The sequence below is a fragment of the Bradyrhizobium sp. NAS96.2 genome (assembly GCF_001908235.1).
Lineage (GTDB): Bacteria > Pseudomonadota > Alphaproteobacteria > Rhizobiales > Xanthobacteraceae > Bradyrhizobium.
Map to the genome: position 1 here is coordinate 30,751 of NZ_LGHK01000026.1, position 25,851 is coordinate 56,601.

Annotated in this window: 24 protein-coding genes; 18 read left to right on the top strand and 6 right to left on the bottom strand. The window is 64.7% G+C overall.

The annotated features are described in order from the left end of the window. Positions 1–60: 60 nt before the first annotated feature. Positions 61–243 carry a hypothetical protein gene (locus AC628_RS07560; RefSeq protein WP_074126102.1) on the bottom strand — a complete coding sequence of 61 codons (183 nt, stop codon included), beginning with the start codon at positions 241–243 and terminating at the stop codon, positions 61–63. A gap of 277 nt (positions 244–520) precedes the next feature. Here AC628_RS07560 and AC628_RS07565 point away from each other — a divergent pair, with 277 nt between their 5' ends. From AC628_RS07565 to AC628_RS07575, 3 genes are all read left to right on the top strand, one after another. Then, a complete protein-coding gene (locus AC628_RS07565; RefSeq protein WP_074126103.1) occupies positions 521–2,146 on the top strand; it encodes a sensor domain-containing diguanylate cyclase in 1,626 nt (541 codons plus the stop codon). A 721-nt stretch (positions 2,147–2,867) separates the two neighbouring features. Continuing rightward, entirely contained in the window at positions 2,868–4,592 is a 1,725-nt protein-coding gene (gene ilvD / locus AC628_RS07570; RefSeq protein ID WP_074126104.1) for a dihydroxy-acid dehydratase, read from the top strand. Continuing rightward, positions 4,579–5,409, top strand: a complete 831-nt coding sequence (locus AC628_RS07575) for a tetratricopeptide repeat protein (RefSeq protein ID WP_074126105.1) — start codon at positions 4,579–4,581, stop codon at positions 5,407–5,409. The genes ilvD and AC628_RS07575 overlap by 14 nt, the downstream gene beginning before the upstream one ends. Positions 5,410–5,442: 33 nt before the next feature. On the opposite strand, the gene xth is transcribed toward AC628_RS07575, so the two are convergent. Together xth and AC628_RS07585 are read right to left on the bottom strand one after the other, a co-directional pair. After that, the gene (gene xth, locus AC628_RS07580) at positions 5,443–6,240 is read right to left on the bottom strand and encodes an exodeoxyribonuclease III (RefSeq protein ID WP_074126106.1); all 798 of its coding nucleotides are present in this window, start codon (positions 6,238–6,240) and stop codon (positions 5,443–5,445) included. Positions 6,241–6,250: 10 nt separating this feature from the next. Next, positions 6,251–6,709, bottom strand: a complete 459-nt coding sequence (locus AC628_RS07585; RefSeq protein WP_074126107.1) for a GNAT family N-acetyltransferase — start codon at positions 6,707–6,709, stop codon at positions 6,251–6,253. Between the two features lie 171 nt (positions 6,710–6,880). Here AC628_RS07585 and AC628_RS07590 point away from each other — a divergent pair, with 171 nt between their 5' ends. Next, positions 6,881–8,014 (top strand): efflux RND transporter periplasmic adaptor subunit, encoded by a 1,134-nt coding sequence (locus AC628_RS07590; RefSeq protein WP_074126108.1) that lies wholly within the window; start codon positions 6,881–6,883, stop codon positions 8,012–8,014. A 3-nt stretch (positions 8,015–8,017) separates the two neighbouring features. Further along, positions 8,018–11,140, top strand: a complete 3,123-nt coding sequence (locus AC628_RS07595; RefSeq protein ID WP_074126109.1) for an efflux RND transporter permease subunit — start codon at positions 8,018–8,020, stop codon at positions 11,138–11,140. 60 nt (positions 11,141–11,200) lie between these two features. Here the strand turns inward: AC628_RS07595 and erpA are convergent, their stop codons facing one another. Continuing rightward, complete coding sequence (erpA, locus tag AC628_RS07600) at positions 11,201–11,530, bottom strand: iron-sulfur cluster insertion protein ErpA (protein ID WP_016846874.1); 330 nt, start codon at positions 11,528–11,530, stop codon at positions 11,201–11,203. A 137-nt stretch (positions 11,531–11,667) separates the two neighbouring features. On the opposite strand from erpA, the gene AC628_RS07605 reads away from it, so the two are divergent. The 12 genes from AC628_RS07605 (at position 11,668) to surE (ending at position 24,328) form a co-directional block, all read left to right on the top strand. After that, positions 11,668–12,876 (top strand): deoxyguanosinetriphosphate triphosphohydrolase, encoded by a 1,209-nt coding sequence (locus AC628_RS07605; protein WP_083632696.1) that lies wholly within the window; start codon positions 11,668–11,670, stop codon positions 12,874–12,876. A gap of 9 nt (positions 12,877–12,885) precedes the next feature. Next, on the top strand, positions 12,886–14,682 hold the full coding sequence (gene argS, locus AC628_RS07610) for an arginine--tRNA ligase (RefSeq protein ID WP_074126111.1): 1,797 nt from the start codon (positions 12,886–12,888) through the stop codon (positions 14,680–14,682). A 118-nt stretch (positions 14,683–14,800) separates the two neighbouring features. Continuing rightward, entirely contained in the window at positions 14,801–16,273 is a 1,473-nt protein-coding gene (locus tag AC628_RS07615) for an SPOR domain-containing protein (RefSeq protein WP_074126112.1), read from the top strand. Positions 16,274–16,319: 46 nt separating this feature from the next. Then, entirely contained in the window at positions 16,320–17,342 is a 1,023-nt protein-coding gene (gene nagZ / locus AC628_RS07620) for a beta-N-acetylhexosaminidase (protein WP_074126113.1), read from the top strand. Next, the gene (locus AC628_RS07625; protein ID WP_050420355.1) at positions 17,339–18,160 is read left to right on the top strand and encodes a segregation and condensation protein A; all 822 of its coding nucleotides are present in this window, start codon (positions 17,339–17,341) and stop codon (positions 18,158–18,160) included. The genes nagZ and AC628_RS07625 overlap by 4 nt, the downstream gene beginning before the upstream one ends. 76 nt (positions 18,161–18,236) lie before the next feature. After that, positions 18,237–19,088 carry an SMC-Scp complex subunit ScpB gene (gene scpB, locus AC628_RS07630; RefSeq protein WP_074126114.1) on the top strand — a complete coding sequence of 284 codons (852 nt, stop codon included), beginning with the start codon at positions 18,237–18,239 and terminating at the stop codon, positions 19,086–19,088. Between the two features lie 147 nt (positions 19,089–19,235). Further along, positions 19,236–19,469, top strand: coding sequence for a twin-arginine translocase TatA/TatE family subunit (locus AC628_RS07635; protein ID WP_074126115.1), 234 nt, complete (start codon positions 19,236–19,238; stop codon positions 19,467–19,469). 160 nt (positions 19,470–19,629) lie between these two features. Continuing rightward, a complete protein-coding gene (gene tatB, locus AC628_RS07640; RefSeq protein WP_074126116.1) occupies positions 19,630–20,130 on the top strand; it encodes a Sec-independent protein translocase protein TatB in 501 nt (166 codons plus the stop codon). Then, positions 20,127–20,933 carry a twin-arginine translocase subunit TatC gene (gene tatC, locus AC628_RS07645; protein ID WP_074126117.1) on the top strand — a complete coding sequence of 269 codons (807 nt, stop codon included), beginning with the start codon at positions 20,127–20,129 and terminating at the stop codon, positions 20,931–20,933. The genes tatB and tatC overlap by 4 nt, the downstream gene beginning before the upstream one ends. A gap of 198 nt (positions 20,934–21,131) precedes the next feature. Next, on the top strand, positions 21,132–22,463 hold the full coding sequence (gene serS, locus AC628_RS07650) for a serine--tRNA ligase (protein ID WP_074126118.1): 1,332 nt from the start codon (positions 21,132–21,134) through the stop codon (positions 22,461–22,463). Between the two features lie 16 nt (positions 22,464–22,479). Then, positions 22,480–23,481: a hypothetical protein gene (locus AC628_RS07655; protein WP_074126119.1), complete on the top strand. Its 1,002-nt coding sequence runs from the start codon at positions 22,480–22,482 to the stop codon at positions 23,479–23,481. 79 nt (positions 23,482–23,560) lie between these two features. Then, on the top strand, positions 23,561–24,328 hold the full coding sequence (gene surE, locus AC628_RS07660; protein WP_074126120.1) for a 5'/3'-nucleotidase SurE: 768 nt from the start codon (positions 23,561–23,563) through the stop codon (positions 24,326–24,328). 103 nt (positions 24,329–24,431) lie between these two features. Here the strand turns inward: surE and AC628_RS07665 are convergent, their stop codons facing one another. Together AC628_RS07665 and AC628_RS42640 are read right to left on the bottom strand one after the other, a co-directional pair. Beyond that, complete coding sequence (locus tag AC628_RS07665) at positions 24,432–24,809, bottom strand: response regulator (protein WP_074126121.1); 378 nt, start codon at positions 24,807–24,809, stop codon at positions 24,432–24,434. 168 nt (positions 24,810–24,977) lie between these two features. After that, positions 24,978–25,190: a hypothetical protein gene (locus AC628_RS42640; RefSeq protein WP_143201488.1), complete on the bottom strand. Its 213-nt coding sequence runs from the start codon at positions 25,188–25,190 to the stop codon at positions 24,978–24,980. Here AC628_RS42640 and AC628_RS07670 point away from each other — a divergent pair. After that, positions 25,183–25,839 (top strand): protein-L-isoaspartate(D-aspartate) O-methyltransferase, encoded by a 657-nt coding sequence (locus AC628_RS07670; RefSeq protein ID WP_074126122.1) that lies wholly within the window; start codon positions 25,183–25,185, stop codon positions 25,837–25,839. The two genes, AC628_RS42640 and AC628_RS07670, sit on opposite strands and share 8 nt — an antisense overlap. Positions 25,840–25,851: the final 12 nt, after the last annotated feature.

Genomic DNA, 25,851 nt, shown 5'->3' on the forward strand with positions numbered 1-25,851 from the left:
CCTTGAGGGCGTTTCCTCCCTAGACTTGGGGCCGCTTGTTGTTTCGAGCGGCCCTTTTTCTTACGCCGCCGCTGCGTCGATGGTCGCGATCATGGTCCTCATGTCGGTCGCCAGCTCGCGATAACGCCCGCCCAGCCGCTGGTATAGTTCGCGGTTGCTCCCATCCAGCGTCCTGCTCGCGATCAGCTCGCATTCGTCGGCGAGGGTCTCAAAACGTTCCAGCTTCGCTTGGAGAGCAGACATGGCGGGCGTTTCCCTGACTGTTACTGAGGGAGTTGCGACGCTACTACTCCGACTGCGTCTAGCGCCACCATAATTATAGGGTCGAACCAAATTCTTCCCGACAGCGACCTTGACCGATATCGCTGCGTGGGGCCGCCGAATGGAACTCGTTTTGCAGTGCAGCGCACGCAATCCTCGTCGTCGGCTCCCGATTCAAAATCCCCCGATAGCGTTCATGGCTTGGTGACTCAAAGGTGCTGTGGTGACAGGGCTCGCAATTGCTCCAGGTAGTCGTGCCATGTCCGGACAGGTGTCAGCTTCTCGCGGCCGAACATTCCTGGCCGGGAAGATCGTCTTCAATTTCGGGCGGTCCGCATTCGACTGCACCGTCCGGCAGCTCACCGATGCGGGCGCGACGGTAGAACTCGAAGCCACGATCGGCATTCCCGACCACGTCCAGCTGCTGCTTGTCGGCACCAACCAGGTGAGGCCGTGCAAACGGCTGTGGCAATCGGACCGGCAGCTCGGCCTTGCCTTTGAGGAGCAGCGGGCAAATCCCGCGGCGCCCGCGCCTGCAGTTCCTGCCGCTCCCGCGCCGGCTGCAATTCCCGAGCGGCGCAGCGGCGATATCCTGCGCGGGCACATGCTGGCGCTGCGGGCGGCACTCGATCATATCCCGGTCGGCATCCTGCTCCTGGACGCGGAGCTGAAAGCCCTGTTCATCAACCGCGCATTCCGGAACATGTGGCAGCTCCCCGACGCGGTTGCCGACCGCAACCCCACCTTCACCGATTTGATGCATCACGGCTGCAAGATCATGGCCTATGAGCTGCCGGCCGAGCAGCTCCAAGCCTATGTTGCCGAGCGCGTTCGCCTCGTCAGCGTCGGGGACGCAAACCCGATCGATCTCAGGCGCAGCAACGGCGATGTGGTTCGGTGTCAGTGCACGCCGCTGCCCGACGGCGGACGGATGGTGAGCTATACGCCCGTGACCGACATCGTGCGCGCGTCCGACAAGCTGAAGGTGCTAACCGGTGCGCTCGAGAATGTTGAGGACGGCGTCGTGCTGCTCGATCGCGATCTCAATGCGATCTTCCTCAACCGGAGAATGCGGGAATTCTGGGAGGTTAGCGAGGAGGAGGTCGCGCGGCATCCGCCATACATCACGCTGCTCACGCGCAATCGCCGCGCGGTCCCGACCGGCGCGACGGCGGAGCAGATCAAGGCGTTTCCGGCGAAACGGATCGCGGAGATCAAGGCCGGCGATCACAAGCGCGATGTGCAGACGCCGGACGGCCGCAACATCAGGGTCCATTGCTCGACGATGGCAAACGGCGGCCGGATGCTGACCTTCGTCGACGTCACCGATCTCGTCCGCAACGCGCAACAGCTTGAGGTGCTCGCGACCACCGACCCGCTCACCGGCTTGTTCAACCGCAGGCACTTCCTGACGACGTTGGATGCAGAGTGGAGCCGGTTCCAGCGCTACTATCGTTCCGTATCCGTGCTGATGGTCGATATCGACCACTTCAAGAGCATCAATGACCGGTTCGGCCACGCGGTCGGCGACGAGGCAATCAAGGCCGTTGGCGAGATTTGCATTCGCGGCAAGCGCAAGTCTGACGTTGTGGGCCGTGTCGGAGGCGAGGAGTTCGCGGTCCTGTTGCCGGAAACGACGTTGTCGCGCGCCCGCACCGTCGCCGAGCGCATTCGCAAGCAGGCGGAAGCGTTGACGTTGGGCGCGGATGATCGTCCGGTGTCGCTCACGGTGAGCATCGGTGTTGCCGAGGCCTTCACCAGCATGCCCGGGATAGACGCCCTGATGAGGGCCGCCGATGCGGCGCTGTACCAGGCCAAGGAGTGCGGCCGAAATCGTGTCGAGTGCTGGGCACCTCCGGCGGCGCCGAAGCTGGCGGCGGAGTAGGCTGCAGGGTGGATCGAGCGAAGCGCCCCAGATCCCAGAGACTCGTCATTCCGGGGCTCGCGGAGCGAGAGTCCGGAATCCATTCATCCAAGGGTCTCATCCAAGGGTCGTGCGGCGGTCGCGCTGCCCAATGGATTCCGGGCTCGCGCCAAGAGGCGCACCCCTGAATGACGCGGGGAAAGGGCTGCGAAGCTCATCCTCATCCTCGCGTGTCATCGCCCGGCTCGACCGGGCGATCCAGTACGCCGCGGCCTCTCGGCTCAAGCACCGCTGCCTCTGGAATACTGGATCACCCGCTTTCGCGGGTGATGACACCGAGAGTTTGGCTGTCAGGAGAACGGTCGAGAGCCGCGAATGCCCATTCTGTCCCGTCATCGCGCGCAGCGGCTTCGGCCTTATGCAAGCAGCGAACTCACAACTAGAGAGAGATTGATTGCGATCTAGCCACTTTACGGACGTTGTCAGGCACGTGTCAGGTTCCCATAAGGACTAATAATACATGGTTGCGCGGCGGCCACGATTGTTGCGTTGTTGCAACGATACCTGAACATTTAACCCTAAAAGCACCCCATCCGTAGTCGCGCCGCTTTTTGGCCACACCCTCACATGAAAGGATATTCACCTAGCTGAATAGCCAGCGCTCCGACGGCGGGACATTTTTTCGGGTTCCGGCGTTGATGGAGGAAAGAGCGCAGGAAAAGAGCGTCGGAACAGGGTCGCGATGGACGTCAAGACGAACATCAAGGGCAGGCTGCCGAGCCGTCACGTGACGGAGGGGCCCCAGCGCGCGCCGCATCGTTCCTATCTCTACGCGATGGGGCTGACGACAGCCCAGATTCATCAACCCTTTGTCGGCGTTGCTTCATGTTGGAATGAAGCAGCCCCCTGCAACATTTCGCTGATGCGTCAGGCGCAGGCGGTGAAGAAGGGCGTGGCTTCCGCCGGCGGCACGCCGCGCGAATTCTGCACCATCACCGTGACCGACGGCATCGCGATGGGCCATGACGGCATGCGCTCGTCGCTGCCGTCGCGCGAATGCATCGCCGATTCGGTCGAACTCACCGTCCGTGGCCACGCCTATGACGCGCTGGTCGGGCTCGCCGGCTGCGACAAGTCGCTGCCGGGCATGATGATGGCAATGGTCCGCCTCAACGTGCCCTCGATCTTCATCTATGGCGGCTCGATCCTGCCCGGCAACTTCCGCGGGCAGCCGGTTACCGTGCAGGACATGTTCGAGGCGGTCGGCAAGCATTCGGTCGGCGCCATGTCGGACGAGGACCTCGACGAGATCGAGCGGGTGGCGTGCCCGTCGGCCGGCGCCTGCGGCGCCCAGTTCACCGCCAACACCATGGCGACCGTCTCCGAGGCGATTGGCCTCGCGCTGCCGTATTCGGCCGGAGCCCCGGCGCCCTACGAGATCCGCGACTCCTTCTGCGCCGCCGCCGGCGAGAAGGTGATGGAGCTGATCGAGAAAAACATCCGGCCGCGCGACATCGTCACCCGCGAAGCCCTTGAGAATGCTGCAGCTGTGGTTGCGGCCTCCGGCGGCTCGACCAATGCTGCGCTGCACCTGCCGGCGATCGCCCATGAGTGCGGCATTAAATTCAATTTGTTCGACGTTGCCGAAATCTTCAAAAAGACTCCTTACGTCGCGGATTTGAAGCCGGGCGGCCGTTATGTTGCCAAAGACATGTTTGAAGTAGGTGGCATTCCGCTGCTGATGAAGACGCTGCTCGACAATGGCCACCTGCACGGGAATTGCCTGACCGTCACTGGCCGAACGATCGCCGAAAACCTCAAAAGCGTGAAATGGAATCCGCACCAGGACGTGGTGCGGCCGGCCGACAAACCTATCACCGTGACAGGTGGCGTTGTCGGTCTGAAGGGTAATCTCGCTCCGGAGGGTGCGATCGTGAAGGTCGCGGGAATGTCCAACCTGAAGTTCACCGGTCCGGCCCGGTGCTTCGACCGCGAGGAAGACGCCTTCGAGGCGGTGCAGAAGCGCACCTACAAGGAAGGCGAAGTGATTGTGATCCGCTACGAGGGGCCGAAGGGCGGTCCCGGGATGCGGGAGATGCTGGCGACCACGGCGGCGCTGACCGGGCAGGGAATGGGCGGCAAGGTTGCCCTGATCACCGATGGCCGGTTCTCCGGCGCCACCCGTGGCTTCTGCATCGGACATATTGGACCTGAAGCGGCCGTCGGCGGGCCGATCGGGTTATTGCAGGACGGCGACATCATCGAGATCGATGCGGTCGCCGGCACACTTGACGTAAAATTGAGCGACGCCGAGCTCGCAAATCGTAAGACCAAATGGGCCCCTCGGGCGACTAACCACACATCAGGTGCGCTGTGGAAGTACGCCGAGCAAGTGGGGCCGGCGGTGGATGGCGCAGTCACCCATCCGGGTGGCGCGCACGAGAAACAGTGTTATGCGGACGTTTAAGCGTACGATTTTTGCGTTTGCGTTAGGGGCCATTCCGGTGGCAGGCCCTGGATTCGGATTCGACGGCGCCCCGGTCAGCCCCCAGGATACCGTTCTTCCGGTGGTTTCCCCGCAGCCGGGGACGGCCGCCGCGCTGAAGCGGGCCGCGAGCCCGGTCGCACCGACCGCGCCGACCTCCTCGTTCAGCACGCTGCAGTACCAGGCCGAGGGCGGCCACCCCGTGGCGCAGTGGAAGCTCGGCAAGATGTACGCCGAGGGCGACGGCGTCATCCAGGACGACATGCGCGCCTTCGAGTATTTCAGCCGGATCGCCAATGCGCATGCCGAGGATTCCCCGTCGGCGCCGCAGGCCTCGATCGTGGCGAACGCCTTCGTTGCACTCGGCCGCTATTATCTGAGCGGCATTCCCAATTCCAAGGTGAAGGCGGACACCGAGCGCGCGCGGGAGATGTTCTCCTATGCGGCGTCCTATTTCGGCAATGCCGACGCCCAGTACGACCTTGCCCGGCTGTACCTGAAGACGCCGGACGCCTCGCGGGACGATTTCCGCTATGGCGCGCGCTGGCTGGGCCTCGCCGCCCAGAAGGGCCAGCATCAGGCGCAGGCGCTGCTCGGCCAGATGCTGTTCAACGGCGACCGGCTGCCGCCGCAGCGGGCGCGCGGCCTGATGTGGCTGACCCTGGCGCGTGACAGCGCGACGCCGGACGAGGCCTGGATCAAGGAAAGCTACAACCGGGCGATCGCCAAGGCGTCGGAAGACGATCGCGCGATGGCGCTGCAGATGCTCGAGCACTGGGTACAGGGCCGCCGCGACTGATATCGCGGGCGGCCTTCGCGGCTTGCTCGGGGCTCAGGCGGTCTCGAAATCGAGATCGGCCCAGACCGGGACATGGTCGGACGGTTTCTCCCAGGCGCGGACATAGCTGTCGATGCCGACATCGATCAGCCGGTCGCTGGCTTGCGGCGACATCAGGAGATGGTCGATGCGCAGGCCCCAGTTCTTCTGCCAGGCGCCGGCCTGGTAGTCCCAGAAGGTGTACTGGCCGGGCTCGTCATTGACCGCCCGCAGCGCATCGGTCAGGCCGAGGCCGAGCAGCGACTGGAAGGCTTCACGGGTCTGAGGCCGGAACAGGGCGTCGTCGGCCCAGGCGGCCGGATTGTAGACGTCGCGGGCAGCCGGGATGACGTTGTAGTCGCCGGCCAGGATCAGCGGCTCCTCGGCCCTAAGCCGTTCCTTCGTGTACTCAAGAAGCCGCGACATCCATTTGAGCTTGTAGGGATATTTGTCGGTGTTCGCGGGATTGCCGTTGGGCAGATAGAGACACGCGACGCGCACAACGCCCTGCTTCAGCGTGACGACGCCTTCGAGGAAGCGGGCATGGGCATCCTCGTCGTCGCCGGCAAGGCCCGATTTGGTCTCGTCGAACGGCAGCTTGGAGAGCAGCGCGACGCCGTTGAAGGTCTTCTGGCCGTGGGTGACGACATTATACCCGAGCGCCTCGACCTCGAGCCGGGGAAATGCGTCGTCGACGCATTTGATCTCCTGCAGGCAGACGATGTCGGGGGAGCACTCCTTCAGCCACGCGACAAGAAGCTCGATCCGTTGCCGGACCGAGTTGACGTTCCAGGTGGCGATGCGAACAGTCATCGGAAGTCCTCTATTTGACGCGGCGCGCTGGCAAGCGCTCCGCCTGGCCCAAGCGTTTCCGCATCTCGATGTGTGGGATGCCGGCTTCCTCGAACTCGTCGCCGCACCGTTCGAACCCGGCGCGCGCATAGAACGGCTCCGCGTGCGTCTGCGCGTTGAGGATCAGTTCGGGATAGCCGAGTTCGGCCGCCTTGGCCATCAGCGCCTCCAGCACCCGGGCGCCAACGCCTGTGCCGCGTGCCATTTTGAGCACGGCCATGCGGCCGATATGGCCGTCGGGGAGCAGCCGGCCCGTCGCCACGGCGGTGCCGTCCTCAGCAAATGCCAGCGCGTGCCAGCTCGACGCGTCCATGTCGTCCCACTCGAGTTCGACCGGCACGCCCTGTTCTTCGACAAAGACATTGTAGCGGATGGCGCCGGAGCGTTCGCGGGCGTCTTCCCAGGTGCAGATCAGGACGGAGGTGGACATAAAGCAGCGATTCGCAGCGCCCGACGCGGCGCAGTTTTTCACTTTGGTGGCATACCATGTGCAGCCCTGCTGTGGTAACCCTCTCCAGAAACAAGGCGTAACAATTGCCGACGGGGGAGTTGCGAAGCGTTCCGCCCCTCAAGGGAAGCGGGCGGCGCACGTGCAAAACTTATGAAAAAACGCAATTTGGTTCTGACTGTCGCTGTTCTCGGCATTGCGGCCGGGGCGGCTTACATGACCCGCGCTTCATGGATGGGTGGCGGTGCCGCCACCGCGCAGGGGACCCCGCGGCCACGCGTCGTCTCGGTGGATCTCGCCAAGGCCGAACGCAAATCGGTTCCGGTCGACGTCGATGCGATCGGACAGGTCACGCCGATCTCCAGCGTCGCGCTGAAGTCGCGGCTGGAGACCACCATCGTCTCCGTCCATTTCGAGGACGGCGCCAGGGTCAATGAAGGCGATCTGCTGTTCATGCTCGACGCGCGGCAGATCGACGCCCAGATCGAGCAGGCCGAGGGCGTGCTCGCACGTGACCAGGCCCAGCTCGAGGGCGCGCAGCGCGATCTCCGCCGCTACACCGAGCTGGTCGGCAAGGGCGCGACCACCCAAGTCAACCTCGACAACGCCAAGACCCAGTCCGACGTCCTGATCGGCACCATTAAGGCCGACCAGTTTGCGCTGGAAAATCTTCGCGTCCAGAAGAGCTACACCGTGATCCGCGCCCCGTTCGCGGGCCGGATCAGCGCCGCCAACGTCAAGGTCGGGAACTTCGTCCGTCCCGCCGACACCCAGCCGCTCGCGGTCATCAACCAGATGGCGCCGGTCTACGTCACCTTCGCAATCCCGCAGCGTGCGCTGGTCGATTTGCGCGACGCCATGGGGAAGGGAGATTCGAAGGTGACCGCAACCATTCCCGGCCACCAGCGCTCCGAGAGCGGCAAGATCGCGATGGTCGAGAACGCCGTCGATGCGACCACCGGCATGGTGACGGTGCGCGGCATCATGAACAATGTCAGCGAGACGCTGTGGCCCGGCACCATCGTGCAGACCAAGCTGATCATCCGCAGCGAGGACGCCGTGGTGGTGCCGACGGTTGCGGTCCAGCGCAGCCAGAACGGCAATTTCGTCTTCGTCGTCCAGGACGGCGTCGCCAAGGTTCGGCCGGTCAAAGTCGACCGCACCTTCCAGGGCTCGTCGGTGATCTCGGACGGTCTGGCGGGCGATGAAAGCGTCGTCGTCGACGGACAGCTGCTGCTGTCGGAGGGATCGCGGGTCGAGCTGCGGGCGCGCAAGGCCGGAGCCTGACCGATGACGCTCTCCGAGCTCTGCATCCGCCGTCCGGTCATGACGACGCTGATCACGGCGTCGATCATCGCATTCGGCGTGTTCGGCTTCCGCCTGCTGCCGGTCTCGGCGTTGCCGAAGGTGGACTTCCCGACCATCGCGGTCACCGCGACGCTTCCCGGCGCCAGCGCCGATACCATGGCCGCTTCGGTCGCCGGCATCATCGAGCGCCAGCTCTCGACCATTGCCGGCATCTCATCGATGAACTCGAACTCCTCGCAGGGCACGAGCGTCATCACCATCCAGTTCGACCTCAACCGCAGCATCGATGCCGCGGCGCTTGACGTGCAGACGGCCTTGACGATCGCGCAGCGCCGGCTGCCGATCGAGATGACGATCCCGCCTAGCTTCCGGAAGGTGAACCCGGCTGATTTCCCGGTGCTGTTCGTCTCGCTGGGGTCGGCGACGCTGCCGCTGTCGGCGGTCAATGAGTACGGCGACATCACGATCGGGCAGGCGCTGTCGCAGCTTCCCGGCGTCGCGCAGGTCCTGATCTATGGCGCGCAGAAATTCGCGATCCGCGTCCAGGCCGATCCGGAGGCCGCGGCCGCGCGCGGCGTCTCGATGGAGGACATCCGCGCCGCCGTGTCGCGCGCCAATTCCTCGACCCCGGTCGGCACGCTGAACGGCCCCAAGCAGGACGTCGCGCTGCAGGCCTCGGGCCAGATGGACAAGGCGGCCGACTACCGCCAGATCTACGTCGCCTGGCGCAACGGCTCGCCGGTCCGGCTCGACGAGATCGCCAAGGTCTATGACAGCGTCGAGAACGACAAGATCGCGACCTGGATGAACGACGAGCGCGCGATCGTGCTCGCGATCCAGAAGCAGCCTGACGCCAACACCGTGGCCGTCGTCGACGCCGTCCTCGCAAAACTGCCGTCGCTGCGCGCGGCGATCCCGCCGTCGGTGACCATGCAGGTCATGATGGATCGCTCGGTCTCGATCCGGCAGGCGGTCAGCGACGTCGAGGAGACCCTGCTGATCGCGATCGCGCTGGTGATCCTCGTGATCTTCCTGTTCCTGCGCTCGGCGTCGGCGACCTTCATTCCGGCGCTGGCGGTGCCGATTTCGCTGTTCGGCACCTGCGCTGTGATGTACGCGCTGGATTACTCCATCAACAACATGACGCTGCTGGCGCTGACGCTCTCGGTCGGCTTCGTGGTCGACGACGCCATCGTCATGCTGGAGAACATCGTCCGCCATATCGAGCACGGCATGAAGCCGTTCGAGGCGGCGCTGAAGGGCGCCCGCGAGATCGGCTTCACCATCATCTCGATCACCTTCTCGCTGATTGCGGTGTTCATCCCGGTGCTGCTCATGGGCGGCATCGTCGGCCGCGTGTTCCGCGAATTCGCGGTCACGATCTCGGTCGCGATCATCGTCTCCGGCTTCGTGTCGCTGACCTTGACGCCGATGCTGTGCGCCCGTGTGCTGCGCGCCCATGATGCGACCAAGCGGCCGAACATCGTGCTGCGGGCGTTCGAGGCGATGTTCGAGGCCTGGCTGCGCGCCTATGAACGGGCGCTGGACTGGGTGCTGGCCAAGAAGGCGCTGATGCTGGTGGTGACGCTGGCAACGCTCGGCGGCACCATCTATCTCTACGTGATCGTGCCGAAGGGCTTCTTCCCGCAGGAGGACACCGGCTTCCTGATCGGCGTGACGGAGGCCGCGACCGACACCTCATTCGAGGCGATGAAGGTGCGGCAGCAGGCGCTGGTCGAGGTGCTGCGGACCGATCCGGCGATCGAGTACATCAATTCCACGGTCGGCTCCGGCGGTCCGAATCCGACCGCGAATTACGGCCGGCTGTTCATCGCGCTGAAGCCGCAGAAGATGCGCGACAGCGCCACCGTCGTTGTCGGTCGTCTCCGGCAGAAGGCCCGCGAGATCCCGGGCATGCAGGCGTTCTTCCAGAGCATCCAGAACCTCAACATCGGCGGCCGCATCTCCAAGAGCCAGTACCAGTATGTGATGCAGAGCGGCGATACCGAGGCGCTGTACCGGCTGGCGCCTGACATGCGGGACAAGATCGAGAAGATCCCGGGCCTGCTAGACGTCACCACCGACCTCTACATCAAGAACCCGCAGATGACGGTCGACATCGACCGCGAGAAGGCGGCGGTCTACGGCGTCACCGTCGACCAGGTCCGCAACCAGCTCTACAATGCCTACGGCGCGCGGCAGGTTGGCACCATCTACATGCCGTCGAACGACTACCAGATCATCCTGGAGGTGCAGCCGCAGTTCCGGGTCGATCCGTCCGACCTGTCAAAGCTCTACATGAAGACCGCGAACGGCCAGACCATTCCGCTCAATGCGGTGGCGAAGCTGGTGCCGACGGTCGGACCGTTGCAGATCAACCATCAAGGCCAGCAGCCGGCGGTGACGATCTCGTTCAATCTCGCGCCCGGCAATTCGCTCGGCTACGCGGTCGACAAGATCACCGAGCTCGAGCAGAGCGCCAACCTGCCGCCGACGATCGCGACCGGCTTCTCCGGCACCGCGCAGGTGTTCCAGGATTCGCTGCGCGGGCAGGGCGTCCTGATCCTCGCCGCGGTGTTCGCAGCCTTCGTAATCCTCGGCATTCTCTACGAGAGCTTCATCCACCCGATCACCATCATCTCGGGCCTGCCGTCGGCCGGCATCGGCGCGATCCTGACGTTGATGCTGTTCGGGATGGAGCTGTCCGTCATCGCGATGATCGGCATCGTGATGCTGGTTGGCATCGTCAAGAAGAACGCGATCATGATGGTCGATTTCGCGCTGGAGCGCCGCCGTGTCGGCCTCAGTGCCGAGCACGCGATCCGCGAGGCCGCGCTGCTGCGCTTCCGCCCGATCATGATGACGACGTTCGCGGCGATCTTCGGCACGCTGCCGATCGCGCTCGGCGCGGGCGCCGGCGCCGAGCTGCGTCAGCCGCTCGGTGTCGCCGTGGTCGGCGGCCTCTGCGTCTCGCAGCTGCTGACGCTGTTCATCACGCCTGTGATCTACATCTATCTCGACCGCATCGACCGCAGGCTGCGCCGCAAGCTCGATCCGCTGGCGGATGGCGACGCCGAGCGTCCGCAGGTGGTGGCGGCGGAATAATTGCGCCTCGTGCGAACCGGACACCGGTTCGCATCGGGGAAACGCGTCGGCGCGAGGGCGTTAGATCGAGAAGCTGGTGCCGCAGCCGCAGGAGGCGGTGGCGTTCGGATTGACGACGCGGAACGAGGCGCCGATCAGGTCGTCGACGAAGTCGACTTCTGAGCCCGCCAGGAACGGGACCGAGGCGGGATCGATCAGCACCACCGCGCTGTCGCGCTCGATCACGAGGTCGTCATCGGCCTGGGTGCGCTCGACATCGAACTTGTACTGGAAACCGGAGCAGCCGCCGCCCTCGACCGAAATGCGCAGCTTGGCGCCTTCGCCTTCCTTGCTGAGGATCTGCCCGATACGGCGGGCGGCCCGTTCGCTGACGGTGATGGCAGCAGTCATATCGGTCTCCGAACCCTATTCTGGGCATGGTCGAATCGGATCATGCCCGGCGTCATACCCAATTCATTTGGTCAGCCGCCTTAGTCATAGTTAAGTGCGTCGGACCATGGAATCAAATGGATAAGGACTAAAATACTGTGTCGGTCGGAATGGCTGCCCCCCGCGCGCCTTATGCCTGCGACCCCGACCGCAGCCGCGGCCGGCTTGTCGCGGAGCCGCCGAGCCGGACCCGCAGCCCGTTCCGGCGCGATTGCGACCGGGTGATCCATTCCACGGCGTTCCGCCGCCTGAAGCACAAGACCCAGGTCTTCGTCTTCCATGAGGGCGATCACTATCGCACCCGGCTGACCCATTCGCTGGAGGTGGCGCAGATCGCCCGGGCGTTGGCGCGCCAGCTCGGGGTCGACGAGGATCTGACCGAGACGCTGGCGCTCGCGCACGATCTGGGCCATCCGCCGTTCGGCCATGCCGGGGAGCGGGCGCTCGACGACTGCCTCAAGGCCGACGGCGGCTTCGACCACAATGCGCAGGCGCTACGGGTCGTCACCGCGCTGGAGCACCGCTATCCGGAATTCGGCGGCCTGAACCTGACCTGGGAATCGCTCGAGGGGATCGTCAAGCACAACGGCCCGCTGACCGAGCGCAACGGCGCGCCGGCCGGCCGCTATCTGCAAGGCGGCCTTCCGGTCGGGATCGCCGACTACAACAAGACCTACGACCTTGAGCTCTGGAGCTACGCCTCGCTCGAGGCGCAGATCGCGGCCTTCGCAGACGACATCGCCTATGACGCCCACGACATCGACGACGGCCTGCGCGCCGGCCTGTTCGCGGTGGACGATCTCAAGGAGATGCCGCTGACATCAGAGATCATCGCCGAGATCGACCGCCATTACCCCGGGCTCGACGAGGTCCGGCGCGGCGCCGAGCTGGTGCGTGAGCTGATCTCGCATTTCATCAGCGCTGTCTTCAACGAGGCGACTCGGCGGCTCGCGGTAGCGCAGCCGCAATCGGCCCAGGACGTGCGCCGCCACAATGCGCCGCTGATCGCGTTTCCGCCTCAGGTCGCCGAGCAGGAGGCGGCGATCAAGGCGTTCCTGTTCCGGCGGATGTATCGCCACCGGCGGGTGATGATCGTCATGCGGGAGGCGGAGCAGGTGGTGCGCAACCTGTTTGAGCGCTACCGGCAATCGCCAGGCGACCTGCCGGCGGAATGGATCGAGGGCAGCGTGCAGGAGACCGCGAGCGCGCGGAACAGGCGGATCGGCAATTTCATTGCCGGGATGACCGACCGTTTCGCCCTGATCGAACACCAAAGGCTTTTTGACTCGACCCCGGATTTGCGTTAGCGCCCTGCCATGGCCGACACCACTGCTTCACCACACCTTTTTGCCGACATGCTGACGCGCGTGCACGCGATCTGTGCCGCGGTCGGAGCCGAGGACAACTGGCCCGCGGGCATCGATCTGTCCCGCGTCGTGGTCGAGCCGCCGCGTGATGCGAGCCACGGCGATATGGCGACCAATGCCGCGATGGTGCTCGCCAAGGACGCAAAGGCCAAGCCGCGCGAGCTCGCCGACAAGATCGCCGAGCGGCTGCGCGCCGACGCGCTGGTGGCCTCCGTCGATGTCGCAGGTCCCGGGTTCATCAACCTGACCTTGAAGCCGCAGGTCTGGGCCGACGCGCTGCGCGCCGTGCTGGCGGCCGGCTCTGCGTATGGACGCAGCGACATCGGCAAGGCCGAGAAGGTCAATGTCGAATACGTCTCGGCCAACCCGACCGGACCGATGCATGTCGGCCATTGCCGCGGCGCCGTGTTCGGCGACGCGCTGTGCAGCCTGCTGCAATTCGCGGGCTTCGACGTCTGCCGCGAATACTACATCAACGACGCCGGCGCCCAGGTCGACGTGCTCGCGCGCTCGGCGTTCCTGCGTTACCGCGAGGCGCTGGGCCAGGACATCGGCGCGATCCCGGAAGGGCTCTATCCGGGCGACTACCTCGTGCCGGTCGGCGAGGCGCTCGCCAAGGAATACGGCGAGAAGCTGCTCGGCATGACGGAAGCCGCGTGGCTGCCGATCGTGCGCGACAAGGCGATCGCCATGATGATGGAGATGATCAAGGGCGATCTCGCCGCGCTCAACATCCATCACGACGTGTTCTTCTCCGAGCGCTCGCTGATCACCTCCGGCAACAACAAGGTCGCCGAGACCATCGATTTCCTACGTGCCAAGGGCGACATCTACGAAGGACGTCTGCCGCCGCCGAAGGGCAAGCCGGTCGAGGATTACGAGGATCGCGAGCAGTCGCTGTTCCACGCCACCGCCTATGGCGATGACGTCGATCGGCCGCTGATCAAGTCGGACGGCTCGTACACCTATTTCGCGTCCGACATCGCCAACCACCGCAACAAGTTCGAGCGTGGTTTCACCAATCTGATCGACGTGTTCGGCGCCGATCACGGCGGCTACATCAAGCGGATGCAGGCGGCCGTGAAGGCGGTAACCGCGGGCAAGGCCGTGCTCGACGTCAAGATCGTGCAGCTCGTGAAGCTGCTGCGCGATGGCGAGCCGGTGAAGATGTCGAAACGCTCAGGCGAATTCGTCACGCTGCGCGAAGTCGTCGACGAGGTCGGCTCTGATGCCGTCAGATTCATGATGCTGTTCCGCAAGAACGATGCGGTGCTCGATTTCGACCTCGCCAAGGTGATCGAGCAGTCGAAGGACAACGCCGTCTTCTATGTCCAGTACGGCCACGCCCGCGGCCATTCGATCTTCCGCAACGCGCGGGAGGAGGCGGTTCCCGATCTCCCCGAGACCGACGAGGCCCGGCTGGCCTATCTCCGTAGTGCTACGGTGGAGCGGCTGACCGACCCGGCCGAGCTCGACCTGCTCAAGCGGCTTGCGCTTTATCCCCGGATGATCGAGGCCGCGGCGGTGGCACACGAGCCGCACCGAATCGCTTTTTATCTATATGATTTGGCCAGTGAATTTCATGCGCTTTGGACCAAGGGGCGCGATTTGCCCTATTTACGCTTCATTATCAATAATGATGCAGAAATCACGAGGGCGCGACTGGCAATGGTTCAGGGCGTCGTCTCGGTTCTGGCATCGGGCTTAGCTGTTCTAGGCGTCCACGCTCCAACCGAGATGCGGTAGGCAGGGGCATTAGGCCCTCACGAGTGGGGATTTGTGAGGGCATCTGGCAGGGGCCAACTCGTTCGGACCGGCTGTGCCGGCGATCTTGGCGCTGTCCCGAAGGGGATGCATCATCACAATGGCTGATCGATATCAGGACCGAAATTTTTCCGCCGACACGGCCTCCAAGGCCGAGAGCGATCCGCTCGCTGAACTGGCCCGGCTGATCGGCCAGACGGATCCATTTGGCACCGTCAACAAGCCGCCGCCGCGTCCGCTGCAGTCGCGCGCCAATGCGCGGCCGCAACAATATGAGCCGCAGGCGGACGAGGACGACACGCCGCCTGCAGGCCCGCCGCCCTGGATGCAGCGCGCGCGGCAGGAAGCTGCTGCGCCGCCGCCCGTGCAGCACACCGAATACGAAGAGCCGGAGCAGGACTATCAGCCGAAGCCGGTGCATCCGTTGCACCGTTATGCGGCCCAGCAGGCGCAGCCGCCTGCGCCCGCGCCGGTCGCAGCCTATCGGCCGGTCGAGCCCCCCCGGCAGCCTGAGGCCTTCGATGAGGAGCCGCATTATCAGGGCGGTGATCAGGTGCAGGATCCGTCGCGCTATGACGACGCGCTCTACGGCCAGCTGGAAGCCGGCGAGCAGGATCTGCAGCGCGATCCGTCCTATCCGGACGATCCCTACGCCTATGAGGCCTACGAGGAAGAACCCGAACCGCGCAAGCGGAGCAGTGGCCTGATGACGGTTGCCGCGGTCGTGGCGCTTGCGGTGGTCGGCACCGGTGGCGCGCTCGCCTATCGCAACTATGTCGGCTCACCGCGGACCGGTGAGCCCCCGATCATCAAGGCTGACAACACGCCGACCAAGGTGATTCCGGCCCAGGCCGATGCGCCGGCAAAGACGCCGGATCGCATGGCGACGGGTGACGGCACCGAAAAGATCGTGTCGCGCGAAGAGACCCCGGTCGACGTCAATTCGAAGACCGCCGGACCGCGCGTTGTGTTTCCGCCGTTGAACGCCAATGCGAACCCGCCGCCAGCCGCCAGCGTGCAGACGGCGCAGCCCGCGCCGGCGCCGCTCACCGCCAACGGGACCCTGCCGAACAACGAGCCGCGCAAGGTCCGCACGCTCTCGGTCAAGGGCGGCGACACACCTGATGGCGCGCAGGCGACGGCGGCGGTGCCGGCCAAGCCCGCGGCGGCGAAGCCTCCGGTGTCGCGCGGCAATCCGTCGGCAGCCAACGCCAGCGTGAACTCGCCAATGTCGCTGGTTCCCGGGCAGGCTGACGGGGCGGCAGCTCCGGCTGCGCCCCCGACCCGGGTCGCGTCGACCTCGACCGCATCGGTTGGCGGTGGCGGATACCTCGTCCAGGTGTCGTCGCAGAAGAACGAGGCGGACGCGCAGGCGTCGTATCGGACGCTGCAGGGCAAGTATCGCAACGTGCTCGGTTCGCAGACTTTGGTGGTGAAACGCGTCGATCTCGGCGAGAAGGGCGTCTACTACCGCGCCTTTGCCGGCCCGTTCGCGTCGTCGGAAGAGGCGAACCAAGTGTGCCGGAGCCTGATGTCGGCCGGTGGGCCGCAATGCCTCATCCAAAGAAATTAAAGGCCGTTTCCTTGACCCGTGAGCTGCATACGGCCTAATCGGCCGAATGACGAACCGCGCATTCATCACGGGCATATCCGGGCTGACCCTCAACGACGCTGAACGCGAATTCATTCGCGCCGAGCGGCCGTGGGGCTTCATCCTGTTCAAGCGCAACATCGAGAGTCCGGTCCAAGTCACCGCTCTTGTTGGGGAACTCAGGTCGGCGGCCGGCATGGCCGACGCTCCGGTCCTGATCGACCAGGAGGGTGGCCGGGTGCAGCGGCTCGGTCCGCCGCATTGGCCGGTCTATCCGCCGGGCGCGAGCTTCAGCGCGCTTTACGACACCGACCCGAAGCTCGGCCTTGCGGCCGCGCGGCTCAGCTCGCGGCTGATTGCGGCCGACCTGATCGACCTTGGAATCACGGTGGATTGCCTGCCTTTGGCCGATGTTCCGGTGGGGGGCGCAGATGCTGTCATTGGCAACCGGGCCTATGGAACCGAACCGGACAAGGTCGCCGCGATCGCCCGTGCGGTCACCGACGGGCTGGAACAGGGCGGTGTGCTGCCGGTTCTCAAGCATATACCCGGTCATGGCCGGGCCACGGCGGACAGCCACTTCCGGCTTCCGACGGTTGATACCGCCAGGGCCGAGCTGGAACGGACCGATTTTGCCGCGTTTCAGCCGCTGGCGGACCTGCCGATGGCGATGACTGCACATGTTGTGTTTAGCGCGCTGGACCCCGTCCATCCGGCGACGACTTCTGCGACAATCATCGAACAGGTGATTCGCGGCCTGATCGGGTTTCAGGGTTTGTTGATGAGTGATGACGTGTCGATGAATGCGCTGGCCGGATCAATTGCCGAGCGGACCCGCGCCATCGTCACCGCCGGTTGCGACATGATTCTGCACTGCAACGGCAATATCGACGAGATGCGCGAGGTTGCGCGGGAGACGCCGGAACTCACCGGCAAGGCGCTTGAGCGCGCCAAGGCTGCGCTCGCTGCGCGGAAGCAGCCCCAGCCGCTGGACCGGCAGGCGGCGCGGGCCGAACTGGATGCGTTGTTGGATCGGGTAGGGACGGCATGACCGCTGAAATTCTATCGTTTGATACCGGGCGGCCGGCCGACCTCGCCGAGGGCGAACCGGCGCTGGTGGTCGACGTCGAGGGCTACGAAGGCCCGCTCGACCTGCTGCTCACGCTGGCGCGGCAGCAGAAGGTCGACCTGTCGAAGATCTCGATCCTTGCGCTCGCCGACCAATATCTTTCGTTCATCGAGGCGGCACGCAAGATCCGTCTCGAACTCGCCGCCGACTATCTGGTGATGGCAGCCTGGCTCGCCTTCCTGAAATCGCGGCTCCTGCTGCCCGAACCGCCGAGCGCGGAGGGGCCGAGCGCCGAGGAAATGGCGACCGCGCTTGCCAACCGGCTGCGCCGTCTGGAGGCGATCCGCGAGGCGGCGAACCGGCTCATGAACCGGCCGCAGTTCCAGCGCGATATCTTTCCGCGCGGCAATCCGGAATCGATTGCCGAGATCAAGCACCCGAAATTCACCGCGACGCTGTACGACCTGCTGTCGGCCTATGCCACGCAGCGCCAGTCGCGCGTGCTGACCACGGTTCATCTGCAGAAGCGCACCGTCTGGTCGCTCGCCGAAGCGCGCGCCTCGCTGGAGCGGCTGGTCGGCATCGCCGAGGACTGGAGCTGCCTCGACGAATACCTGATGAACTACGTCGCCGATCCCACCCAGAAGGCGACGGTGTTCGCATCCAGCTTCGCCGCGGCCCTCGAGCTGGTTCGCGAAGGCGAGATGGAAATCAACCAGAAGCAGGCGTTCGCGCCGATCTATTTCCGGAAGCGTCAGGCACAGGCCGCAATGGCCGCGCCGGACCTGTCGGTTGAGTAAGTGGAAGAAGGAGAGCAAGCCCATGGCAAGCTTGGCGGAAGTGCGCAGAGACGAGCCCGAGGAGGAGGTTTCTCCTATGGATCATCCGGTAGCGCGTCCTGAGGAATTGCGGCTCCTGGAAGCCCTGTTGTTTGCATCGGCCGAGCCGATTGATCAGGCGACGCTGGCCAAGCGGATGCCCGACGGCGTCGACATCAAGCAGGCGCTCGCGCAGTTGCAGGCGGAATATGCGCCGCGTGGCGTCAATCTGGTTAAGGTCGCCAACAAGTGGACGTTCCGCACCGCCGGCGATCTGTCGTGGCTGATGACGCGCGAGAGCACCGAGACGCGGAAGCTGTCGCGTGCAGCGATCGAGGTGCTGGCCATCGTCGCCTATCACCAGCCGGTGACCCGCGCCGAGATCGAAGAGATTCGCGGCGTGGTGACGTCGAAGGGAACGATCGACGTGCTGCTGGAGACCGGCTGGATCCGCCCGCGCGGCCGCCGCAAGACGCCGGGCCGCCCGTTGACCTTCGGTACCACCGACGGCTTCCTGTCGCAGTTCAGCCTGGAAGCGCTCGGCGACCTGCCGGGGCTCGAGGAGCTGAAGGGCACGGGTCTGCTCGACTCGCGGCTGCCGACCGGCTTCTCCGTTCCGTCGCCATCCGACGATGCGACGCTGCGCGAGGACGAGGAGCCGCTCGAGCCCGGCGATACGCTGGAACTGCTGCTCGCGCCGGCCGTCGAGCCGGAGGCCGAGGAACCGAAGGCTGAGGTCGAGACCGAAACCGAGGCCGCTGCCGAGGTTGAAGCCATCGCCGTGGTCGAAGCCGAGGTGATCATTGACGTGGAGGCAGGCGAACCTGACGCGGCCGAGCCCGACGCCGACGAGCCGGACGAACGGGCCGACGACGCGGGCGATCACGACGACGCCGAGAAGGGCGAATAGGGCGGAATATTCCCGGTTAAGCCTAGCAATATTACGTAGCCGCGACAGCGATTTGCCGCGGCAGAGGTCCTTGTTTTTGACACCCCGCGGGCCTAACTTCCGGCCATGTTCAGGCCGGTCCGCCGGCCATTTCTGGAGGGTTGCAGGATGGGTTCGCTTAGCATTTGGCACTGGATCGTCGTGATCGCAGTGGTCCTCCTGCTGTTCGGTCGCGGCAAGATTTCGGACCTGATGGGTGACGTCGCCCAGGGCATCAAGGCCTTCAAGAAGGGCATGCAGGACGACGACAAGGTCGCGGACAAGACCGAGCCCACCAAGTCGATCGATCACAATTCGACGCCGTCGGCCGCGCGCCAGGACGTCGGCAGCAAGGCCGTCTAACGCGCTTGTACTGACGTATATTTCGACGTTTTTCTTCGCGCGAAACGGTGACGCCGTCGCACAGACGCGCTATGGACGCCGATTGAGAAAAGGCGCCGGCAGCCCCACATCCTGTTGGGAGCGATGGGGCCGATGGCGGCGCGCTTAGGCGGAACAATTCATGTTCGATATCGGGTGGAGTGAACTGGTCGTCATCGCGGTCGTCGCGCTGATCGCCATCGGCCCGAAAGAACTTCCGGGCGTGCTGCGCATGGTCGGGCAATGGATGGGCAAGGCCCGCAAGATGGCCGCCGAATTCCAGGGCCAGTTCCAGGAAGCCATGCGCGAGGCCGAGATGGCCGACCTCAAGAAGAGTTTTGACGAGGTCAGGGAAGCTGCGACCGGCATCACCAGCGGCAACATCATGACCTCGCTGCAGAAGGACGTCACCGACGCCCTGCAGATCGACAAGCCGGTCGATGCGCAGGTAGCGTCCGCAATAGATGCGCCGGTCACGCCAACGACACCTGCCGAGCCGACGCCGGAAACCTTCGTCGAGGCCGAAGCGCACGCTGCCGCCGGCGAGCCGCTTGCGATCACCAATGAGGTGAAGCCCGAGCCGGCGCCGCAGGACGTCACGCCGGCACAGCCCGACGTGCTCAAGGACGCGAGGGCGTCATGAGCGCCGAAGACATCGAGGCCAGCAAGGCCCCCTTGATGGATCACCTGATCGAGCTGCGCTCGCGGCTGATCAAGGCGCTGCTCGGCTTCGCCGTGGCCTTCATCATCTGCTTCTTCTTCGCCAAGCAGATTTTCAATGTCCTGGTCTGGCCGTTCATCTGGGTGGCGGGACCGGAGAATTCGAAATTCATCTACACGGCGCTGCTGGAGTATTTTCTCACCCAGCTCAAGCTCGCAATGTTCGGGGCCGCCTTCATCTCGTTCCCGATCGTCGCCGGACAGGTCTACATGTTCGTGGCGCCTGGGCTCTACAAGCACGAGCGCAATGCCTTCCTTCCGTATCTGATCGCCACGCCGATCTTCTTCGTGATGGGCGCGATGCTGGTCTACTTCGTGGTTTTCCCGATGTTGACCCGTTTCTCGCTCGGCATGCAACAGACCGCCGGCGCGGAGACCGCGCAGATCCAGCTGCTGCCCAAGGTCGGCGAATATCTTTCGCTGATGATGTCGCTGATCTTCGCGTTCGGCATCGCCTTCCAGCTGCCGGTGATCCTGACCTTGCTCGGCCGCATCGGCATCGTCACCTCGAAGATGCTGAAGGAGAAGCGGCGCTACTTCATCGTGATCGCCTTCATCATCGCCGCGGTGCTGACGCCGCCCGACGTGCTGAGCCAGGCCTCGCTGGCGATCCCGCTGCTCGCGCTCTATGAGGGCGCCATCATCGCGGTGCGCATGGTGGAGAAGAAGGCGGCCACCGCGAACGCCTCGTCCGGGGCGCCGTCGGCGACCAATCCGGCCGAGTAGGGTGATTTGGTCACATACCCCGCCGTCACACCCCTCGAAAGCGGGGTATCCAGTACGCTGCGGCCCCTCCGTCACACGCTGACGTCTCTGGAATACTGGATCACCCGCTTTCGCTGACGATGACGGCCGTGGTAGTGGAAACATGCAACGCAAGCGTTGACGTAAGACGTTATCTGCAAGCCCGCCATCAGGACTGCCATGCACGACATCAAAGCGATCCGCGACAACCCGACAGCCTTCGACGCCGGCCTGAAGCGCCGCGGACTGGGGGCGCTGTCGTCGTCGCTGCTGGCGATCGACGAGAAGCGGCGCGCGGCGATCCTGGCGTCCGAGCAGGCCCAGGCGCGGCGCAACGCGGCCTCGAAGGAAATTGGCGACGCCAAGAAGTCCAAGGACGAGGCGCGCGCGGCCAAGCTGATGGCCGAAGTTGCCGAGCTGAAGACCACGATGCCCGAGCTCGAGCTGGCCGCGAAGTCGGCCGATGAAGAGCTGACGAAGCAGCTGTCGTCGATTCCGAACCTGCCGCTCGACGAAGTGCCCGACGGTGTCGACGAGCACGGCAACGTCCAGCACCATGTGTTCGGCAAGGCGCGCGACTACGGCTTTGCGCCGAAGCTGCATGACGATCTCGGCACCGCGCTCGGCTACATGGATTTCGAGGCCGCCGCGAAACTGTCCGGCGCGCGCTTCGTCGTGCTGAAGAAGGGGCTGGCGCGGCTCGAGCGTGCGATCGGGCAGTTCATGCTCGACCTGCACACCGGCGAGCACGGCTACACCGAGATCAACCCGCCGCTGCTGGTGCGCGACGCCGTGATGTTCGGCACCGGCCAGTTGCCGAAGTTCGAGGACGACCAGTTCTGGGCGATCAAGGGTGAATTGCTCTCCACCCCGAATGCCGATCTGCGCGGCGAGCGTCTCGGCCTGATTCCAACCGCGGAAGTTTCGCTGACCAATCTCGCGCGCGAATCCATCCTCGACGAGAAAGAGCTGCCGATGCGGCTCACCGCGCTGACGCCGTGCTTCCGTGCCGAAGCAGGAGCTGCGGGACGCGACACGCGCGGCATGATCCGGCAGCACCAATTTACAAAAGTCGAGCTGGTGTCGATCACGACGCCTGAAGCCAGCAAGGATGAGCTCGAGCGCATGCTGTCCTGTGCCGAGCAGGTGCTGCAGAAGCTCGATTTGCATTATCGCGTGATGACGCTGTGCGCCGGCGACATGGGCTTCTCGGCGCAGAAGACCTACGACATCGAGGTGTGGATGCCGGGGCAGGGCGATGGCGGCGCCTATCGCGAGATCTCGAGCTGCTCGGTGTGCGGCGACTTTCAGGCCCGCCGCATGGATGCACGCTACCGCGGTCCCGACGGCAAGCCGCGTTTCGTGCATACGCTGAACGGCTCCGGCACGGCGGTCGGCCGCGCCCTGATTGCTGTGATGGAGACCTACCAGCAGCAGGATGGCTCGATCGCGGTGCCCGATGTGCTGCAGCCCTATATGGGCGGGCTCAAGGTCATCGAGCACGGCATGTAAGGCGAGGGCCAGTGCGATGCCGCTCCACCGTGACATCCACTGGCTTGGCCGACAATGGGCGGTCACCGGCCACGGTCTGCAACTGATCAACCAGAAGCAGATGGGCTATTACGACATCGAGGCCGCGCGCTTGTGGGAAGCCCGTGTGAGCGAGGTGCAGTCGAAGGCGTGGATCGACCGGCCCGACTTCGACAAGGCGCTGGAGATCGCGCGCGGCAAGTTCGCCCAATTGGCGCCGGACGATCTGCCGCCGCCCGCTGCGGTTGCGGCACCGCCACCTCCGGTTCGGGCGACGCCACCGGCCGCGCCGCGCGCGCCGCTTGACGCAGCATCGGTGCCCTCGATCGAGGAACTGCTGGCAAGGCTGAAATCGAAATCGGTAACGCCGCCGCCGGCCGCGGAGGCGCCCGCACCGCGGCCGCCCGGCCCCGAATTGCCCAAGCTTGAGACGCCGAAGCTTGAGCCGCGCAAGGTCGAACCTATCAGGTCGGAGCTCCCCAAATCGGAGCAAAAGCCCGAGCTTCGTGAAACAGCGCCGGTTGCTCCTACGGAGCCGAGGCCAGAATCCCGGAAGTTCGAACCCCCGAAGGCAGAGCCTGCCAAGCCTGCATCGCTCAAGCCCGAGCTTCCGACGCCGCCGGAGCCCGAGCCTCGCCAATCCGCACCGGTCACGTCCGAGCCCCCCAGGCCTGAGGCGCGCAGGGTCGAATCTTCCAAAGCTGAACCAGCCAAACCTGAGCTTGCACAACCGGAGGCTCCCAAGCCTGACTCTCGGAAGCCTGAACCCGTCAGATCCGAAGCGCTCAAGTCCCAATCTCTCGAGGCTGACAAGCGCCAGGCGGCGCCGGCAAAACGGCTCGAAGTGCCGCCGCTGGTGCCCGTCGTCAAAGTTGTGCGGAGGCCGGCCTGGCCGGTATTCGTCCGCAAGATCGCCGGCAGCGGCAAATTCCTGCAGCCGTGGCGCGTGACGTCAGCGCGTTGGCGCGGGCCGTCGTCGGGTTTGCCTCCGCGGCCCTAGCCGGTTAAGACGGCAATCAAGTCAAGAACGCGCAACTCAAGAGACCCGCGTCGAATCGGAACCAAAGGCACTTTGACGGATGCGAATTCTCTGCACCAATGATGACGGCATCAACGCTCCGGGCCTCAAGGTCATCGAGGAGATCGCACGCGCATTGTCCGACGACGTCTGGATCGTCGCCCCCGAACTCGACCAGTCCGGTGTCTCGCATTCGCTGTCGCTCAACGATCCGCTGCGCCTGCGCGAGGTCAGCCCGCGTCACTTCGCGGTGCGCGGCACGCCGACCGATTGCGTCATCATGGGCGCACGCCACATCCTCGGTGACAAGTTGCCCGATCTCGTGCTCAGCGGCGTCAACAAGGGCCGCAACGTCGCCGAGGACGTGGTCTATTCCGGCACCATCGCCGGCGCGCTGGAAGGCACCATCCTGGGCTTTCCGTCATTTGCGTTGTCGCAGGAATTCTCGATCGAGACGCGCAACGCGCCGCTCTGGGACACCGCGCTGAAATTCGGGCCCGACATCATCCGCAAGGTGATCGGCGCAGGCGTGCCGAGGAACACGGTGATCAACGTCAACTTCCCGTCCTGCATGCCCGATGACGTCAAGGGCATCCGCATCACGCGGCAGGGCAAGCGCAATCAGGGTTTCCTGAAGATCGATCGCCGTCACGATGGACGCGGCAATCCGTATTTCTGGATCGGCTTCGAGCGCGCCGCGATGATGGATACGCCGGCCGAGGGCACCGATCTCGCTGCGCTTGCCGCGCGCTACGTCTCGGTGACGCCGCTGCGGCTCGATCGCACCGATGAAGTGTTTTCGGAGACGCTCGTTGATACCCTGAAGTAAATTTGTAGCCCGGATGAAGCGAAGCGAAATCCGGGGTCATTCCCAGCGCGGATGGCACCCGGATTGCGCTGCGCTTCATCCGGGCTACGCATTCAGCGAACAATCAGACCGGCGCGCTCCGCATCGCGCTGGAGATCACCTGGGCGAGGGTTTCCAGCTGAAAGGGCTTTTGCAGGGCCGGACGGTCGCGATACTCCGGCGGCAGGCCGGACGAGCCATAGCCGGTCGCGAAGATGAAGGGGCGATTGCGGGCGCTGATCAGCTCGGCGACCGGCGTGATCACCTTGCCATTGACGTTGACGTCGAGGATCGCAAGGTCGAATTCGGTCGATTGCGCGAGCTTGACCGCTTCGCCGATTTCGCCGGCCTCGGCCGCGACGCTATGGCCGAGCTCTTCCAGCATATCGGCGACCATCATCCGGATCATGACCTCGTCCTCCACGAGGAAAACTGAACAGCCCGCCGGCCGTATCGCTGTCATGATGGAATCCTTGCCCGTCCCTGAAATAGGCTCGCAAATAACACTACAAGGCGCAATGCAAACGTTTGGGAATTAGTCGGTTTCCGGCGCGCGCCGCGGCATCGCCGGATCGTCCTGACCGACTCGTTGCGCGAGATTCGTCCAGACACCCTGATCGGGTGCAACGGCTCAGCCGCCGCCCGCGCTTCTCGGCGTTTTCAGCGCATCGCTGACGATTATATGGGAAGCTTGCGGATTGGCGCCAACACGAAATCGGCGTGTTGGTTCCTGGCCGGGAACAAAAGGTGACGGGAAATTTTTCCTTAACGCGGTATTTCGGATTTCAATGGCATCTAGCAGGAGCAAGACTCCGCGCTGCTGCCCTGAGACGCTGATGAACATGGCCCTGAAGCCCGATCCGACCGAGAAGATGATGTTTCAGCTCACCCTGCGGCGGCGAGGGGTCAGCGATCAGGCGGTGCTGCGCACCATGGAGGAGGTGCCGCGCGAGATGTTCGTCGATCCGCGCGATCGCAACGAGGCCTATCGCGACAGCGCGCTTGCGATCGCCTGCGGGCAGACCATCAGCCAGCCCTTCGTCGTGGCCTACATGACCGAGCAGCTGCAGCTGCAGAAAGACCACCGTGTGCTCGAGATCGGCACCGGATCGGGCTATCAGGCGGCCGTCCTGTCCCGGCTGTGCAAGCAGGTTCTGACCATCGAACGGTACCGGACACTGGCCGACAGCGCGCGCAAGCGGCTTGAAAAGCTCGGCTATTACAACATCGAGGTGCTGCTCGGCGACGGCTTCGACGTCCCGGCGGGGGCCGGCGATTTCGACCGCATCATCGTCACCGCCGCGATGGAGCAGATCCCGGAGAAGCTGCTCGATCGGCTCGAGCCGGGCGGCATCCTGATCGCCCCGGTCGGGCCGCACCAGGGCACCCAGACCCTGGTCCGCGTGGTGCGGACCGAGAACGGCTTCGACCGCAAGGAACTGGTCGACGTCCGCTTTGTGCCGGCGCTGCCGGGAATCGCGCGCGAATTGTAGATTTGGCGATTT